A 13867-nucleotide genomic window follows, 5' to 3' on the forward strand; every position below is an offset into this window, starting at 1 on the left:
CACCGCCGCACCATCCGGCCCCGACCGGTGACCCTGCGTCACCGGTCGGGGTCGTCGTCGCTTAGCAGGACGGAACGGGACACGCAGCGTTTGCCGAACTTCTGGCATCTTCTGTGAAACCGGCCACCAGCCGGAGGCGAGAATGCCTGCGGCATCCGCACGGCGTAGCCTGGGAGCCGTCTCCCGAGCGCCGGTGAAACGCGCCCGGGGGCCACCGCGTGACATTCACAACCGCGTGAAAGAGGCGATTAGCGGCCGTGTCGACCCAGCAGACTTCGCAGGAGAACCCACTGGCGGGTTTCGGCCCGAACGAGTGGATCGTCGAGGAGATGTACCAGCGCTATCTCGCCGACCCCTCGAGCGTCGACTCGGCCTGGCACGACTTCTTCGCCGACTACCGACCCGCCCCGGGCGCCGGCACCCCCCGCTCGGACGGCGCCGCCCCGGCCGCCCGCCCGGAGCCGGCCGAGCAGCAGGAGCCGGTGGCCACGGTCAGCCCCGAGCCGGCCGCCAAGGCCGCACCGGCCCCCGCCAAGCCGGCCGCCAAGCCCGCCGCCAAGCCGGCGGCGAAGGCCGCGGAGCCGGCCCCGGCGAAGCAGGCCGCCCCGGCCAAGCCGGCCGCGAAGGCCCCGGCCGCGAGCGCTGCCGGCACCACCCCGCTGCGCGGCGTCGCCGCCAAGATCGTCCAGAACATGGACGCCTCGCTCTCCGTGCCGACCGCGACGAGCGTCCGCGCGGTCCCGGCGAAGCTGCTCGTCGACAACCGCATCGTGATCAACAACCACCTGGCCCGCGGTCGCGGTGGCAAGGTCAGCTTCACCCACCTCATCGGCTACGCGCTGATCCGGGCGGTGGTCGAGCACCCGGAGATGAACAACTCCTACGCCGAGGTCGACGGCAAGCCGGCGATGGTCCGCCCCGAGCACGTCAACCTCGGCATCGCCATCGACCTGACCAAGCCGGACGGCTCCCGCAACCTGGTGGTGCCCTCCATCAAGGGCTGCGAGCAGATGGACTTCCGGCAGTTCTGGCAGGCGTACGAGGACGTGGTCCGGCGCGCCCGCCGCAACGAGCTGACCATGGACGACTACGCCGGCACCACCATCTCGCTGACCAACCCGGGCGGCATCGGCACGGTCCACTCGATCCCCCGGCTGATGCAGGGCCAGAGCGCCATCGTCGGCGTCGGCGCCATGGAGTACCCGGCGCCGTACCAGGGCATGAGCGAGGCCACCCTGGCCGAGCTGGCGGTCAGCAAGATCATCACGCTGACCAGCACGTACGACCACCGGATCATCCAGGGTGCGCAGTCCGGCGAGTTCCTCAAGGTGATGCACGAGCTGCTGCTCGGCGAGCGCGGCTTCTACGACCAGATCTTCACCTCGCTGCGCCTGCCCTACGAGCCGGTGCGCTGGGTGCAGGACGTGGCGGTCGACTCCGAGGGTCAGATCAACAAGACCGCCCGGGTGCACGAGCTGATCCACGCGTACCGGGTGCGCGGGCACCTGATGGCCGACACCGACCCGCTCGAGTTCAAGATCCGCAAGCACCCCGACCTGGACGTGCTCCAGCACGGGCTGACCCTCTGGGACCTGGACCGGACCTTCCCGGTCAACGGCTTCGCCGGCAAGCAGCGGCTGAAGCTGCGTTCGATCCTCGGCGTGCTGCGCGACTCGTACTGCCGCCGGGTCGGCATCGAGTACATGCACATCCAGGACCCGGAGGAGCGGCGCTGGATCCAGGAGCGGGTCGAGCGCAAGTACGAGAAGCCGAGCCCGGAGGAGCAGAAGCACGTGCTCAACCGGCTCAACGCCGCCGAGGCGTTCGAGACCTTCCTGCAGACCAAGTACGTCGGCCAGAAGCGCTTCTCGCTGGAGGGCGGCGAGTCGCTGATCCCGCTGCTCGGCGAGATCCTCGAGTGCTCCGCCGAGGGCGGGCTGGACGAGGTCGTCATCGGCATGGCGCACCGCGGCCGGCTCAACGTGCTGGCCAACATCGTCGGCAAGCCGTACGAGAAGATCTTCTCCGAGTTCGAGGGGCACCTCGACCCGCGCTCCACCCAGGGCTCGGGCGACGTGAAGTACCACCTCGGCCAGAACGGCAAGTTCACCACCCCGGACGGCGCGCACGCGGTCAAGGTGTCGGTGGTGGCCAACCCGTCGCACCTGGAGGCCGTGGACCCGGTGCTGGAGGGCATCGTCCGGGCCAAGCAGGACCGGATCGACCTCAAGCTGGAGGGCTACACCGTGCTGCCGCTGGCGGTGCACGGCGACGCCGCCTTCGCCGGCCAGGGCGTGGTCGCCGAGACGCTCAACCTGTCGCAGCTGCGCGGCTACCGCACCGGCGGCACCGTGCACGTGGTGGTCAACAACCAGGTCGGCTTCACCACCGCCCCGGAGTACAGCCGGTCCAGCCTCTACAGCACCGACGTGGCCCGGATGATCCAGGCGCCGATCTTCCACGTCAACGGCGACGACCCCGAGGCGGTCGTCCGGGTGGCCCGGCTGGCCTTCGAGTACCGGCAGGCGTTCAACAAGGACGTCGTGATCGACATGGTCTGCTACCGCCGGCGCGGGCACAACGAGGGCGACGACCCGTCGATGTCCAACCCGGAGATGTACAAGATCATCGACTCGAAGCGGTCGGTCCGCAAGCTCTACACCGAGGAGCTGATCGGGCGCGGTGACATCACCGTGGAGGACGCCGAGGAGCTGCTGCGCGACTACCAGGGGCAGCTCGAGCGGGTCTTCAAGGCCACCCGGGACGCCGCCACCAGCCCGCGCCAGCTCAGCCGCCCGAAGCGCGAAGAGGAGCCGGAGCCGCAGGTCGAGACCGCTACCGACGCCGCCGTGGTGAAGGCGATCGGCGAGGCGCACGTCAACCTGCCGGAGGGCTTCACCCCGCACAAGCGGATCCAGCAGCTGCTCGACCGGCGGGCGAAGATGTCCGTCGAGGGCAACATCGACTGGGGCTTCGGCGAGATCATCGCGTTCGGCTCGCTGCTGCACGACGGGGTCACCGTCCGGCTCGCCGGGCAGGACTCCCGCCGGGGTACCTTCGTCCAACGGCACGCCTCGATCGTCGACGCCCAGACCGGCGACGACTACCTGCCGCTGAAGTCGCTCACCGGCGACGGCGAGCGGTCCCGCTTCTTCGTGCACGACTCGCTGCTCTCCGAGTACGCGGCGATGGGCTTCGAGTACGGCTACTCGGTGGAGAACATCAACGCGCTGGTCGCCTGGGAGGCCCAGTTCGGTGACTTCGTCAACGGCGCCCAGTCGGTGATCGACGAGTTCATCTCCTCGGGCGAGGTGAAGTGGGGCCAGCGCTCCGCGGTCACCCTGCTGCTGCCGCACGGCCACGAGGGCCAGGGCCCGGACCACACCTCCGGCCGCCCGGAGCGGTTCCTCCAGCTCTGCGCCGAGGACAACATGCGGGTGGCCGTCCCGACCACCCCGGCGAACTACTTCCACCTGCTGCGCCGGCAGGCCCTGTCGCCGAAGCGCAAGCCGCTGGTGGTGTTCACGCCGAAGTCGCTGCTGCGGCACAAGCTCTGCGTGTCGCCGGTGGAGGACTTCACCACGGGTACCTTCCAGCCGGTCCTGGCCGACCAGGCTGCCCCGGCGCCGGAGCAGGTGAAGCGGGTGCTGCTCTGCTCGGGCAAGGTCTACTACGACCTGTTCCAGGCCCGCCAGGAGCGTGGCGTCACCGACACCGCGATCATCCGGATGGAGCAGCTCTACCCGCTGCCCGTCGAGGAGGTCCGGGCCGCCCTGTCGCGCTACCCGAACGCCGAGGACTTCGCCTGGGTCCAGGAGGAGCCGGCCAACCAGGGCGCCTGGTCGTTCGTCGCGCTCAACCTGCTGGAGCACCTGCCCGAGGTCCGGCTGCGCCGCATCTCCCGCCCGGCTGCCGCCGCCCCGGCGGTCGGCTCGGCGAAGATGCACGAGGTCGAGCAGAACGCGCTGATCGAGGCGGCCCTGCCCCGCCCGTGACCCGAACGGCAGCGGCCCGTCCCGACGCCGGGGCGGGCCGCTGCCGTCGGCCGGCCGACGACGAAAGGACGAACCGATGTACTTCACCGACCGTGGCATCGAGGAGCTGGTCGAGCGCCGGGGCGAGGAGCAGGTCAGCCTGGAGTGGCTCGGCGAGCGGCTGCGCGACTTCGTCGACCTGAACCCGGAGTTCGAGACGCCGGTCGAGCGGTTCGCCACCTGGTTGGCCCGGCTCGACGACGAGGACGACGAGTGACCGGCTGACCGGTACGCGGTGCGGTCGCGCCCGCCTGGCTGTTCAGCCCGGGCCGCCCGGGCCCGGTCCGGCAACCACCCGTTCGGCCATGGCGTGCGCCCAGACCGCGTCGAGGTCGGCCCCGGGGGGAAACCGGCCGGCCAGTTCCAGGTCGACCAGCCCGTGTGCCAGGCCCCAGAGGGCGCGCGCCGCGGTCAGGTCACCACCGGTCACCCGCAGCAGCGGCGCGGCGGCGGCCGCCTCCACGCCGGGCGCGAGACGCTCGCGGGCCAGCGGCAGCCGGGTGGCGATCTCGTACAGCCGGGGATGCCGGAGCGCCCAGTCCCGGTACGCGGCGGCGAGGGACGGCAGGTCCGGCGCCGCTTCCAGGGCTGCGGCGAGCCGCTGTAGCGCCCGTTGCTGGAGGGCGGCCTCGATCTCCGGCTTTCCCGCGACGTGCTTGTACAACGACGGCGCCTGAATGCCCAGTTCGTCGGCGAGCCGGCGCATCGTGACGGCCTCCGGCCCGGCGCGCTCCAGCAGTCGTTCGGCGGCGTCGACGATCTCCTCGCGGCGGCTCACCGGCGCGGCTCCGCCACCCACCCGCGGCAGAGCACGAAGGCCAGCACGAGCAGCACCGACAGGGTGCCGTCCCAGATCAGGATGCTGCCGGTCCCCTCGATCGCGGCGTTCCGGGCGTAGACCAGCGCGGTCACCGTCATCGCCACCTTGTGGAAGATCACCAGCGGCCATACCCCGCGGTAGCCCCGGGGACGCACGGCCAGCAGGGCGAAGAGCCCGGCGAAGACCACGAAGCCGTACGCCCGCCACGTCTCCACCACCGTGACGGCGGGTTCGGCGTCGGCGACCGTGCCGTACGCGCCCACTGCCGCCCCCACCGCGCCGACCGCGGACAGCCAGAGCAGCACCCGGCCGGCCCGGTCCCGGACGCGCCCGCCGTCGGTCGTCGCCGGTCGATTCGCCACGGTCGTCACGGCATCCCCTCTCTGTGGCTAACGCTGTTAGCTTAGACGCTAGCGAACGGTGTTAGCCAGGTCAACAGGGAGTCCGTGATCCCTCGCCGCCGGGCATGGTCGTCGACGAAGAACAGGCCGGCCCCGGCCGCGTTCAGCGGATCGCCGCGGCCAGCAGGCCCGGGTTCAGCGGATCGCCGCGGCCAGCAGGCCCGGGTTCAGCGGGTCGCCGCGGCGAGCAGGCCCAGGTAGCGCTCGACGACGGCGGTGGTCCGTTCGGCGTCGCCGGTAGCCAGCAGGTCGAGCAGGGCCCCGCGCAGCAGCGCCAGGCCGAGGGCGGCGTCCGCACCGCCCTCCCCCGCCCCGCCGGCCACCTCGGCGAGCAGCCCGAGCCAGTCCTCCACCGTCTGCCGGGCGAAGCCCGCCCACGGTCCGTCCGGCTCGCTCAGCGAGCGGGCGTACGCCTGGGTCCAGAGGACCAGCATCGGCCGGTGCGCCGGGTCCACCAGCCAACCCCAGGTCGCCCGCACCGCCGCGGCGAGGTCGTCGGCGCCGCCCGCCTCCCGGACCCGCCGCAGCGCGGCCAGCTCGTCGGCCCGCGCCCGCCCGAGCAGGGCGCGGACGAGCTCGTCCTTGGAGCCGAAGAGGAAGAGCAGCACCCGAGGGCTGGAGCCGATGGCGGCGGCGAGCGGGCGTAGCGACAGCTCGGCCAGCCCGTGCGCCAGGGCGTACCGGTAGGCGGATTCCAGGAGTTCGTCGCGGCGGACGCTGGGGGGTCGCTCAGGCTGGCTCACAGCGCTACTCTGCCACTGAAACGACTGTTTCAGTGGCAGGAGGGGTGTCGATGAGCGACGAGGTCCTGATCCGTCCGCTGGGCCGTCCCGGCGACCTCGGCTGGGTGCTGCTGGCCCACGGCGAGACGTACGCCGCCGAGTTCGGCTGGGACACCAGCTTCGAGGCGCTGGTGGCCCGGATCGTCGCCGACTACGCCGCGAGCCCCGACCCGGCCCGGGAGGCCGCCTGGATCGCCGAGATCGCCGGTGAGCGGGTCGGCTGCGTCTTCTGCGTCGCGGCCGACGACGAGACGGCCCAGCTACGGACCCTGCTGGTCGATCCCGCGGCCCGGGGCCGATCCCTCGGCGGCCGACTGGTCGACGAGTGCCTCGCCTTCGCGCAACGGGCCGGCTACGCCCGCATCCGGCTCTGGACCACCCACCCCCTGGTCGCCGCCCGCCGGATCTACCTCTCCCGCGGCTTCCGGCTGGTGCGGGAGGAACCGCACCACAGCTTCGGCGCGGACCTGACCGGGCAGGTGTACGAACGGGAGCTGGCGCCGGCCGGCGGCTGACGCGAGTGGACGAGCCGACCGTTGACGTGGACCGCCCTCGTCGCGTCCACTGGAGGACAGACAACTCCGGGTCGGCGCGGCGTCACCTGGAGTCGTCGCGAGGACACGGGCGGGTCAGCCACCGCCCGAGGCCGGGAGGCGGCGATGAACCCCGAGGAGGCCCGCAAACCACCGCAGGACGCCGTGACCGTCCGCCACCTGCGGCTCGGCGTCGGATCGGTCGGCATCGCACTGCCGGTGGTGCTGGTGGTCGGCCACCAGCTCGTCACCCCCCGGCTCACCCTGCTCGATTCGCTCAGCGGCTACTACCACACCGAACTGCGGGACGTCCTCGTCGGCGCGCTCTGCGCCATCGGGGTGTTCCTGATCAGCTACCGGTACCGCTGGCCCGACGACCTGCTCGGCACGGTAGCGGGCGGGCTGGCGATCCTGGTGGCGCTCTTCCCCACCACCGTCGGCGCGGCGGCCGGCACCGTCGGCTCCGGCGACCGGTTCGTCGGCGTGGTGCACCAGGTGGCCGCCGGGGCGCTCTTCGCACTCCTCGCGGTCTTCTGCCTCGTCCTCTTCACCCGCCCGGATCGGGCCGGCGTGCCGCCGCGCCGCTCGGCGGTCCGGTTCTACCGGCTCTGCGGCGGCCTCATCGTGCTGGCGATCGCGCTCGCGCTGGCGAGCACGCAACTCCCGGCGGAGGTACGGCACACGCTCAAGCCGGTGCTCTGGTGCGAGACGCTCGCCGTGTTCGCCTTCGGCGCCGCGTGGGTGGTCAAGAGCGACGCGTTGTTCCGGGCCACCGGGCCGGCCGGCACCGCCTCCGGGCCGGCCGGGCCCGCCCCCGGGGCAGCCGGGCCCGCCCCCGGGGCAGCCGGCACCACTCCCGGGGCGGCCGGCACCGCCACCGGGCCGGCCGGCACCACCCCCGGGGCGGCTGGGACCAGGCCCTCCTGACCGGTCCGGGCCGTCCGGCCCGGGAAGAAGGACCCGGGCGGGGCGTACCGCGATCTTGTAGCGTGAGGTCGTGGCACGCAGCGTGTATCTGACGAGTGTCGGATCGGGTGGGGGCAAGTCGACGGTCGCACTCGGGCTGGCCGAGCTGTTGTCCCGTCAGGTCGAGCGGATCGGCGCGTTCCGGCCGCTGGTCGCCGGCCGGGGGCCCGACCAGATCCTCGCCCTGCTCACCGAGCGTTACCGGGTGGACCTGCCGGTCGAGGAGCTGTACGGCGTCACCTACGCCGAGGCCACCGCGCTGGTCGCGGAGGGCCGGCGGGAGGAGCTGATCTCCCGGATCGTGGCCCGCTACCGGGAGGTCGAGCGGCGCTGCCCGGCGGTCGTCGTGGTGGGCAGCGACTTCGCCGACGGGGACGGGGCCGGCCCTCGCGAGCTGGCCTTCAACGCCCGGCTGGCGACCGAGTTCCGCAGCGTGGTGGTGCCCGTGGTCGACGGGTTCGGGCAGCAGCCGGAGGCGATCGCGGCCGCGGTCCGCGGGGCGTACCACGACCTGGCCGACCTGGGCGCGACGGTTGTGGCGGTGGTCGCCAACCGGGTGCCCGGGCCGATGCCCCTGCCCGACCTGCCGGTCCCCGCGTACGCCATCCCGGAGGTCCCCGCCGTGTCGGCGCCGACGGTGGCCGAGGTGGCCGCCGCGCTCGGCGCCACCCTGCTCGCCGGCGACGACACGGCACTCGACCGGGACGTGCTCGATTACGTGGTCGGCGCCGCGCACGTGCCCACCCTGCTGGACCACCTGACCGACGGGGCCCTGGTGATCACCCCGGGCGACCGGGCCGACCTGCTGGTGGCCGCGAGCGCCGCGCACGTGGCCGGCCAGGTCTCGGTGGCCGGGCTGGTGCTCACCCTCGGTGAGCAACCCGACCCACGGGCGATGCGGCTGGTCGAGCGGCTCAACACCGGGCTGGCCGTGCTCTCGGTGACCAGCGACAGCTACGACACGGTGGCGGCGTCCAGCCGGATCGAGGGGCGGCCCAGCACCGCGAACCCGCGCAAGGTGGAGGCCGCCCTCGGCGCCTTCGAGCGCTGCGTGGACACCGTGGACCTGGCCCGCCGGCTGCGGGTCAGCCGCTCCGCCCGGGTCACCCCGTTGATGTTCGAGAACGACCTGATCGACCGGGCCCGCGGGCAGCGCCGCCGGCTGGTGCTGCCGGAGGGCACCGAGGAACGCATCCTGCGGGCCGCGGAGATCCTGCTGCGCCGGGGCGTGGCCGAGCTGACCCTGCTGGGCCGGCCCGAGGACGTCGCGCGGCGCACCCGGGAGCTGGGCGTCGACATCACCGACGCGCAGGTGATCGACCCGGCGCGCAGCGAGTGGCGGGACGAGTTCGCCGCCGAGTACGCGAAGCTCCGCGCCCACCGGGGAATGACCGTCGAACTGGCGCACGACATCGTGGCGCAGCCGAACTACTTCGGCACCATGATGGTGGGGACCGGCCGGGCCGACGGCATGGTCTCCGGGGCCACCCACACCACGGCGGCCACCATCCGGCCGGCGTTCGAGATCATCCGGACGCTGCCCGACGTCTCGGTCGCGTCCAGCGTCTTCTTCATGCTGCTCGCCGACCGGGTGCTGGTCTACGGCGACTGCGCGGTGAACCGGGACCCGGACGCCGCCCAGCTCGCCGACATCGCCATCTCGTCGGCCGAGACCGCGGCCCGGTTCGGCATCGAGCCGCGGGTGGCCATGCTGTCCTACTCGACCGGCAGCTCGGGCGCCGGGGAGGATGTGGAGAAGGTCGCGGCGGCCACCGCGCTGGTCCGGCAACGCCGACCCGACCTCCTGGTGGACGGACCGATCCAGTACGACGCGGCGATCGACCCGCAGGTCGCGGCGACCAAGCTGCCGGACAGCCCGGTCGCGGGGCGGGCCACGGTGTTCATCTTCCCCGACCTGAACACCGGCAACAACACGTACAAGGCGGTGCAGCGCTCGGCCGGCGCGGTGGCGGTCGGCCCGGTCATGCAGGGCCTGCGCCGGCCGGTCAACGACCTGTCCCGGGGTGCCACCGTGCCCGACATCGTCAACACGGTGGCGATCACCGCCATCCAGGCCGCCACCGCCGGAGCGTCACGATGAGCCGCATCCTCGTCCTCAACTGCGGGTCCTCGTCGGTGAAGTACCGGCTGTACGACGGCGACCAGGTGCGCGACAAGGGCACCGTCGAGCGGGTCGGCGAGCCCGGCGGCGGGCCGGCCGACCACGAGAGCGCGGTCCGGGAGATCATCGACGGGCTGGACCTCACCGGGTTGGCCGGCGTCGGGCACCGGGTGGTGCACGGCGGCCGGAAGTTCAGCGAACCGGTGCTGATCGACGATGCGGTGTTCGCGGCGATCGAGGATCTGGTCCCGCTCGCCCCGCTGCACAACCCGGCGAACCTGGCCGGCATCCGGGTGGCCCGGGAGGCGCTGCCGGACACCCCGCAGGTGGCCATCTTCGACACCGCGTTCCACCACACCCTCCCCGAGGCCGTCGCCACCTACGCCATCGACCGGGAGATCGCGCAGCGGTACGGCATCCGCCGGTACGGCTTCCACGGCACCTCGCACGCGTACGTCTCGCGCCGCGCCGCGGATCTGCTGGGCCGGCCGTACGCCGAGTCGAACATGATCACCCTGCACCTGGGCAACGGGGCGAGCGCCTGTGCCGTCCAGGGTGGCCGGAGCGTGGCCACCTCGATGGGCATGTCGCCGCTGGAGGGTCTGGTGATGGGCACCCGCAGCGGCGACCTGGACCCGACCGTGATCTTCCACCTGCGCCGGGAGGCAGGGCTGGGCGTGGACGAGATCGACGACCTGCTCAACCACCGCAGCGGCCTGCTCGGCCTGACCGGGGTCAACGACATGCGCGAGGTGCTGGCCCGCCGGGACGCCGGGGACGCCGCCGCGGCCCTCGCCTTCGACGTCTACTGCCGGCGGATCACCAGCTACGTGGGCGGGTACTACGCGCTGCTCGGACGGGTCGACGCGGTGGTCTTCACCGCCGGGGTGGGCGAGCACGCCGCGCCGGTCCGCGCGGCGTCGCTGGCCGGCCTGGCACGGCTCGGGATCGCCGTCGACCCGGCCCGCAACGCCGGCAGCGGCGACCGGGTGATCTCCCCCGACGGGGCCGAGGTCGCGGTCTGCGTGATCGGCACCGACGAGGAGCGGGAGATCGCCCGGGAGACCCGGGAGGTGCTGGCCGCGGCGGACTGAGCCGGGCGGTCCTGGCCGCGACGGACGCGGCCGGGACGACGCCGGCCGCGACGGACGCGGCCGCGGCGACGCGGGTCGTGGCGGACGCGGGTCGTGGCGGACGCGGGTCGTGGCGGACGCGGGTCGTGGCGGACGTGGGGCGCGGCATCGCCCGGCGGCCGGACCGCCGCCGGGCCGGGGCCGCGACCGGGCTCAGCCCAGCGCCAGCCAGGCCACCAGGGCGACCACCACGACGGCGGCGGCGACGATGCCGGCGACCAGCGGCAGCCGGGACGGGGCGGCCGCGCCGGGGGTCGCCTCGGGGGAGTCGACGAACGCGCGGAACTGCGCTGTGTTGCCGCTCGGGTCGGTGTAGTTCTCAGCCATGCGGGTGACCCTAGCGAAGCGCGTCCACCGGCACGGTCCCCGGCCGGGCCGGTGCCGGAAACCCGACCCGGCCGGTGGAGGCGCGCCGTCCGGGTGGTGGCGGTGACCGGTCCGGACGGTGGGACCGGCCGGGCACGGGGCCGCCTACCGTGCGGGGATGAGGGTGCAGCGGCTGATCGCCGCGTTGGTGACGGCGCTGCTGGCGGGCTGCGGCCCGGCCACCGCCGCGACCGGCGAGTCGGGCCCGGTCGCCGCACGGCACGCCCCGTCGCGGCCGTACCCGGTGGGGGTCCGGCAGTTCGTGCTCGACCCGGACGGCCCCCGGCCGCTACCGGTCACCGTCTGGTATCCGGCCGGTCCGGCCGACCGGCGCCCGGTCGGCGGGCCCGCGGGGCCGGTGGTGCGGGCCGCCGCGCCGGTGGCCGCCGGGCGGTTCCCCGTGGTGGTCTACAGCCACGGCCTGCGCAGCCTCCCCGACCTGCACGCGCCGCTGACCAGCCGCTGGGCCGCCGCCGGGTTCGTGGTGGCCGCGCCCACCTTCCCCCGCACCAACCTGCGGGCCCGCGACTTCACCCGCGCCGACGTGCGCAACCAGCCGGCCGACGGCTGGCGGCTGATCCGCCACCTGGTGGGCCTGGACGCCCGGCGCGGGGACCCGCTCGCCGGGCACCTGGACGTCGCCCGGTTCGCGGCGGCCGGCCACTCGGCCGGCGGCTTCACCACGGCCGGCATGTTCACCTCCGGGCACTCGGCGCGGCTGCGTTCCGGCATCGTGCTCGCCGGGGGCGGACTGGCCGGCAGCTTCGCCGGGCCGGCCGCGCCGCTGCTGTTCGTGCACGGCGCCGCCGACCCGATCGTGCCGGAAGCGGTGGGCCGGGCCGCCTACCAGCGCAGCCGCGGGCCGGCCATCTTCCTGAGCCTGCCCGGCCAGGGCCACGGCGCGTACCTGACCCCGGGCCGGCCCGGCTTCGTCCAGGTCCTCGCCGCCACCACCGACTTCCTCCGGTGGACCCTCTACGACGACCGGGCCGCGCTGCGCCGGCTGCCGGCCGACGCGCTGCTGGCCGGCACCACCACCCTGACCACCCGCGCCCTGCCCGGCTGAGAACCACCGGTGATGAGCCACGAACTGTCCGAGCGGCAGTTGACCGCGATCCGGGAGGTGCGGGAGCTGACCGGGACGGCCGGCATCCCGGTCTGGCTGCGCGGCGGGTGGGCGATGGACTTCCACCTGGGCGAGGTCACCCGGCCGCACGTCGACGTCGACTGGTACTGCTGGCGGTCCGACGCCGTCCGCCTGGCCGCCCTGCTCGACGGGCACGGCTGGCGGCCCGACCCCCGGCTGCCGGTCGAGCGGCAACTGGACCTGCTCCGCGACGACGTGGAGCTGAGCTTCGCGTACCTGGACCGGGACGCGCGGGGCCGGGTGGTGGTGGGGTCCGGGCCGTGGGCCGGCACGCCGCTGCCGGAGGGCATGCTGGACGGCCCGCCCGGACGGATCGGCCCGCACCGGGCACCGGTGATCAGCCTCGCCGCGCAGATCGAGTTCAAGGAGATGTACCCGGTGTGGATGCCGGAGCGGCCCCGTCGCGCCAAGGACGCCACGGACCTGGCCCGCCTCCGGGCGAGCCGGGGCGACCACCCGACCCGCTGAGATCATCCCCGGTCGGGCGTCGGTCCGTGCCCCCCTCGGCCGATGTCCGGCCGGCCGCCCCCGTTCGCGAGGCACAATCGTCTCCATGTTTCGTCGCCGTACCGCCCTGGTCGCCGCCGCGCTGGTCACCGCCGGTCTGGCCGGCTGCTCCGGTGGCGCCGCCCCGACCGTGGGGAAGGCCCCCGAGGACCCGCCGAAGGCGACCACCGCGGCCCCCCGGGTACCGGCCGGGCACGCGCCCACGACGAGCTTCGCGGTCGGCGTACGCGAGCTGAAGCTCAGCCGCGGCGGCGACCGCCCCCTGCCGGTGACCATCTGGTATCCGGCGCGGGGCGCGGCGGGTGGCACGCCGGAGCGGTCGGCGCCGGCCGCGGCCGGGCGGTTCCCGGTGGTGATGTTCAGCCACGGGCTGGGCGGCCGGCCGGCGGACTACCAACTGCTGCTGCGCCGCTGGGCGGCGGCCGGGTTCGTGGTGGCCGCCCCGACGTTCCCGCACACCGGCGCCGGTGGCGACGGTAACCCGCTGGACGTGCTCAACCAGCCGGCCGACGTGTCGTACGCGCTCACCCGGGTGCTCGCCCTGGACCGGAAGGCGGGCGACCCGCTGCGCGGGCACCTGGACCCGGAGCGGGTCGCGGCGGCCGGGCACAGCGCGGGCGGGGTGACCACGATCGGGCTCTTCACCGCCGGGCGGGACGACCGGCTCGACGCGGGCATCGTCTTCGCCGGTACGGCGCTGGGCGTCGGCACCGCCTTCGCCGGGGCGGCCGCGCCGCAGCTCTTCGTGCACGGCGAGGCCGACGAGGTGGTGAGCTACGCCGCCGGCAAGGCGGTCTACGACGCGGTGCCGTGGCCGAAGGCGATGCTCAGCCTGCCCAAGGGCGACCACGGGCGGGCACTGCTCAGCGACGGCACCGCGCTGCGGGTGGTCGCCGACACCACGGTCGAGTTCCTCCGCTGGACGCTGTACGGCGACGCGACGGCGAAGCGGCGGCTGCCCGCCGACGCCACCCGGGGCGGCCTGGCCACCCTGGACGACCACCTCTGAGCGGGCCGTCCGGGGCGGCGGCGCGGGTCATGTAAAGGACTCCGGTG

At 74.0% G+C, this 13867-nt stretch carries 13 protein-coding genes; 9 read left to right on the forward strand and 4 right to left on the reverse strand.

From position 1 onward, the window contains the following. Positions 1-257: 257 nt before the first annotated feature. Positions 258-3995, forward strand: coding sequence for a multifunctional oxoglutarate decarboxylase/oxoglutarate dehydrogenase thiamine pyrophosphate-binding subunit/dihydrolipoyllysine-residue succinyltransferase subunit (locus LQ51_RS29760; RefSeq protein WP_046571479.1), 3738 nt, complete (start codon positions 258-260; stop codon positions 3993-3995). A gap of 76 nt (positions 3996-4071) precedes the next feature. Then, positions 4072-4251, forward strand: a complete 180-nt coding sequence (locus LQ51_RS29765) for a DUF6104 family protein (protein WP_046571482.1) — start codon at positions 4072-4074, stop codon at positions 4249-4251. 42 nt (positions 4252-4293) lie between these two features. Here LQ51_RS29765 and LQ51_RS29770 read toward each other — a convergent pair whose 3' ends face one another. From LQ51_RS29770 to LQ51_RS29780, 3 genes are all read right to left on the reverse strand, one after another. Next, a complete protein-coding gene (locus tag LQ51_RS29770; RefSeq protein WP_231605935.1) occupies positions 4294-4812 on the reverse strand; it encodes a TetR/AcrR family transcriptional regulator in 519 nt (172 codons plus the stop codon). After that, complete coding sequence (locus LQ51_RS34210) at positions 4809-5216, reverse strand: hypothetical protein (RefSeq protein ID WP_046571483.1); 408 nt, start codon at positions 5214-5216, stop codon at positions 4809-4811. Before LQ51_RS34210 ends, LQ51_RS29770 begins: the two co-directional genes overlap by 4 nt. 206 nt (positions 5217-5422) lie before the next feature. Next, positions 5423-5998 (reverse strand): TetR/AcrR family transcriptional regulator, encoded by a 576-nt coding sequence (locus tag LQ51_RS29780; RefSeq protein WP_046571485.1) that lies wholly within the window; start codon positions 5996-5998, stop codon positions 5423-5425. A gap of 50 nt (positions 5999-6048) precedes the next feature. Here LQ51_RS29780 and LQ51_RS29785 point away from each other — a divergent pair, with 50 nt between their 5' ends. The 4 genes from LQ51_RS29785 to LQ51_RS29800 all read left to right on the forward strand — a co-directional run bounded on the left by LQ51_RS29785 (position 6049) and on the right by LQ51_RS29800 (position 10752). Further along, positions 6049-6552, forward strand: a complete 504-nt coding sequence (locus tag LQ51_RS29785) for a GNAT family N-acetyltransferase (protein ID WP_046571487.1) — start codon at positions 6049-6051, stop codon at positions 6550-6552. A 144-nt stretch (positions 6553-6696) separates the two neighbouring features. Then, the gene (locus LQ51_RS29790) at positions 6697-7497 is read left to right on the forward strand and encodes a hypothetical protein (protein ID WP_052745100.1); all 801 of its coding nucleotides are present in this window, start codon (positions 6697-6699) and stop codon (positions 7495-7497) included. Positions 7498-7567: 70 nt separating this feature from the next. After that, positions 7568-9637, forward strand: a complete 2070-nt coding sequence (pta, locus tag LQ51_RS29795; protein ID WP_046571489.1) for a phosphate acetyltransferase — start codon at positions 7568-7570, stop codon at positions 9635-9637. Next, positions 9634-10752 (forward strand): acetate/propionate family kinase, encoded by a 1119-nt coding sequence (locus LQ51_RS29800; protein ID WP_046571491.1) that lies wholly within the window; start codon positions 9634-9636, stop codon positions 10750-10752. Before pta ends, LQ51_RS29800 begins: the two co-directional genes overlap by 4 nt. 192 nt (positions 10753-10944) lie before the next feature. Here LQ51_RS29800 and LQ51_RS33570 read toward each other — a convergent pair whose 3' ends face one another. Further along, complete coding sequence (locus tag LQ51_RS33570; RefSeq protein ID WP_197087951.1) at positions 10945-11118, reverse strand: hypothetical protein; 174 nt, start codon at positions 11116-11118, stop codon at positions 10945-10947. Positions 11119-11275: 157 nt separating this feature from the next. On the opposite strand from LQ51_RS33570, the gene LQ51_RS29805 reads away from it, so the two are divergent. The 3 genes from LQ51_RS29805 to LQ51_RS29815 all read left to right on the forward strand — a co-directional run bounded on the left by LQ51_RS29805 (position 11276) and on the right by LQ51_RS29815 (position 13820). Then, positions 11276-12223, forward strand: a complete 948-nt coding sequence (locus LQ51_RS29805) for an alpha/beta hydrolase family protein (protein WP_046571493.1) — start codon at positions 11276-11278, stop codon at positions 12221-12223. Between the two features lie 12 nt (positions 12224-12235). Next, on the forward strand, positions 12236-12772 hold the full coding sequence (locus LQ51_RS29810) for a nucleotidyltransferase domain-containing protein (RefSeq protein ID WP_046571495.1): 537 nt from the start codon (positions 12236-12238) through the stop codon (positions 12770-12772). Between the two features lie 85 nt (positions 12773-12857). Next, positions 12858-13820: an alpha/beta hydrolase family protein gene (locus tag LQ51_RS29815; RefSeq protein WP_046571497.1), complete on the forward strand. Its 963-nt coding sequence runs from the start codon at positions 12858-12860 to the stop codon at positions 13818-13820. Positions 13821-13867: the final 47 nt, after the last annotated feature.

Origin of the sequence: Micromonospora sp. HK10 (genome assembly GCF_000982955.1) — a bacterium.
Classification (GTDB): domain Bacteria; phylum Actinomycetota; class Actinomycetes; order Mycobacteriales; family Micromonosporaceae; genus Micromonospora.

Excerpts from the sequence above, each read along its gene's own strand:
- LQ51_RS29765 (WP_046571482.1), top strand. The coding sequence starts at position 4,072 with ATGTACTTCACCGACCGTGGCATCGAGGAGCTGGTCGAGCGCCGGGGC.
- LQ51_RS29785 (WP_046571487.1), top strand. The coding sequence starts at position 6,049 with ATGAGCGACGAGGTCCTGATCCGTCCGCTGGGCCGTCCCGGCGACCTC.
- LQ51_RS29790 (WP_052745100.1), top strand. The coding sequence starts at position 6,697 with ATGAACCCCGAGGAGGCCCGCAAACCACCGCAGGACGCCGTGACCGTC.
- LQ51_RS29800 (WP_046571491.1), top strand. The coding sequence starts at position 9,634 with ATGAGCCGCATCCTCGTCCTCAACTGCGGGTCCTCGTCGGTGAAGTAC.
- LQ51_RS33570 (WP_197087951.1), bottom strand. The coding sequence starts at position 11,118 with ATGGCTGAGAACTACACCGACCCGAGCGGCAACACAGCGCAGTTCCGC.
- LQ51_RS29805 (WP_046571493.1), top strand. The coding sequence starts at position 11,276 with ATGAGGGTGCAGCGGCTGATCGCCGCGTTGGTGACGGCGCTGCTGGCG.
- LQ51_RS29810 (WP_046571495.1), top strand. The coding sequence starts at position 12,236 with ATGAGCCACGAACTGTCCGAGCGGCAGTTGACCGCGATCCGGGAGGTG.
- LQ51_RS29815 (WP_046571497.1), top strand. The coding sequence starts at position 12,858 with ATGTTTCGTCGCCGTACCGCCCTGGTCGCCGCCGCGCTGGTCACCGCC.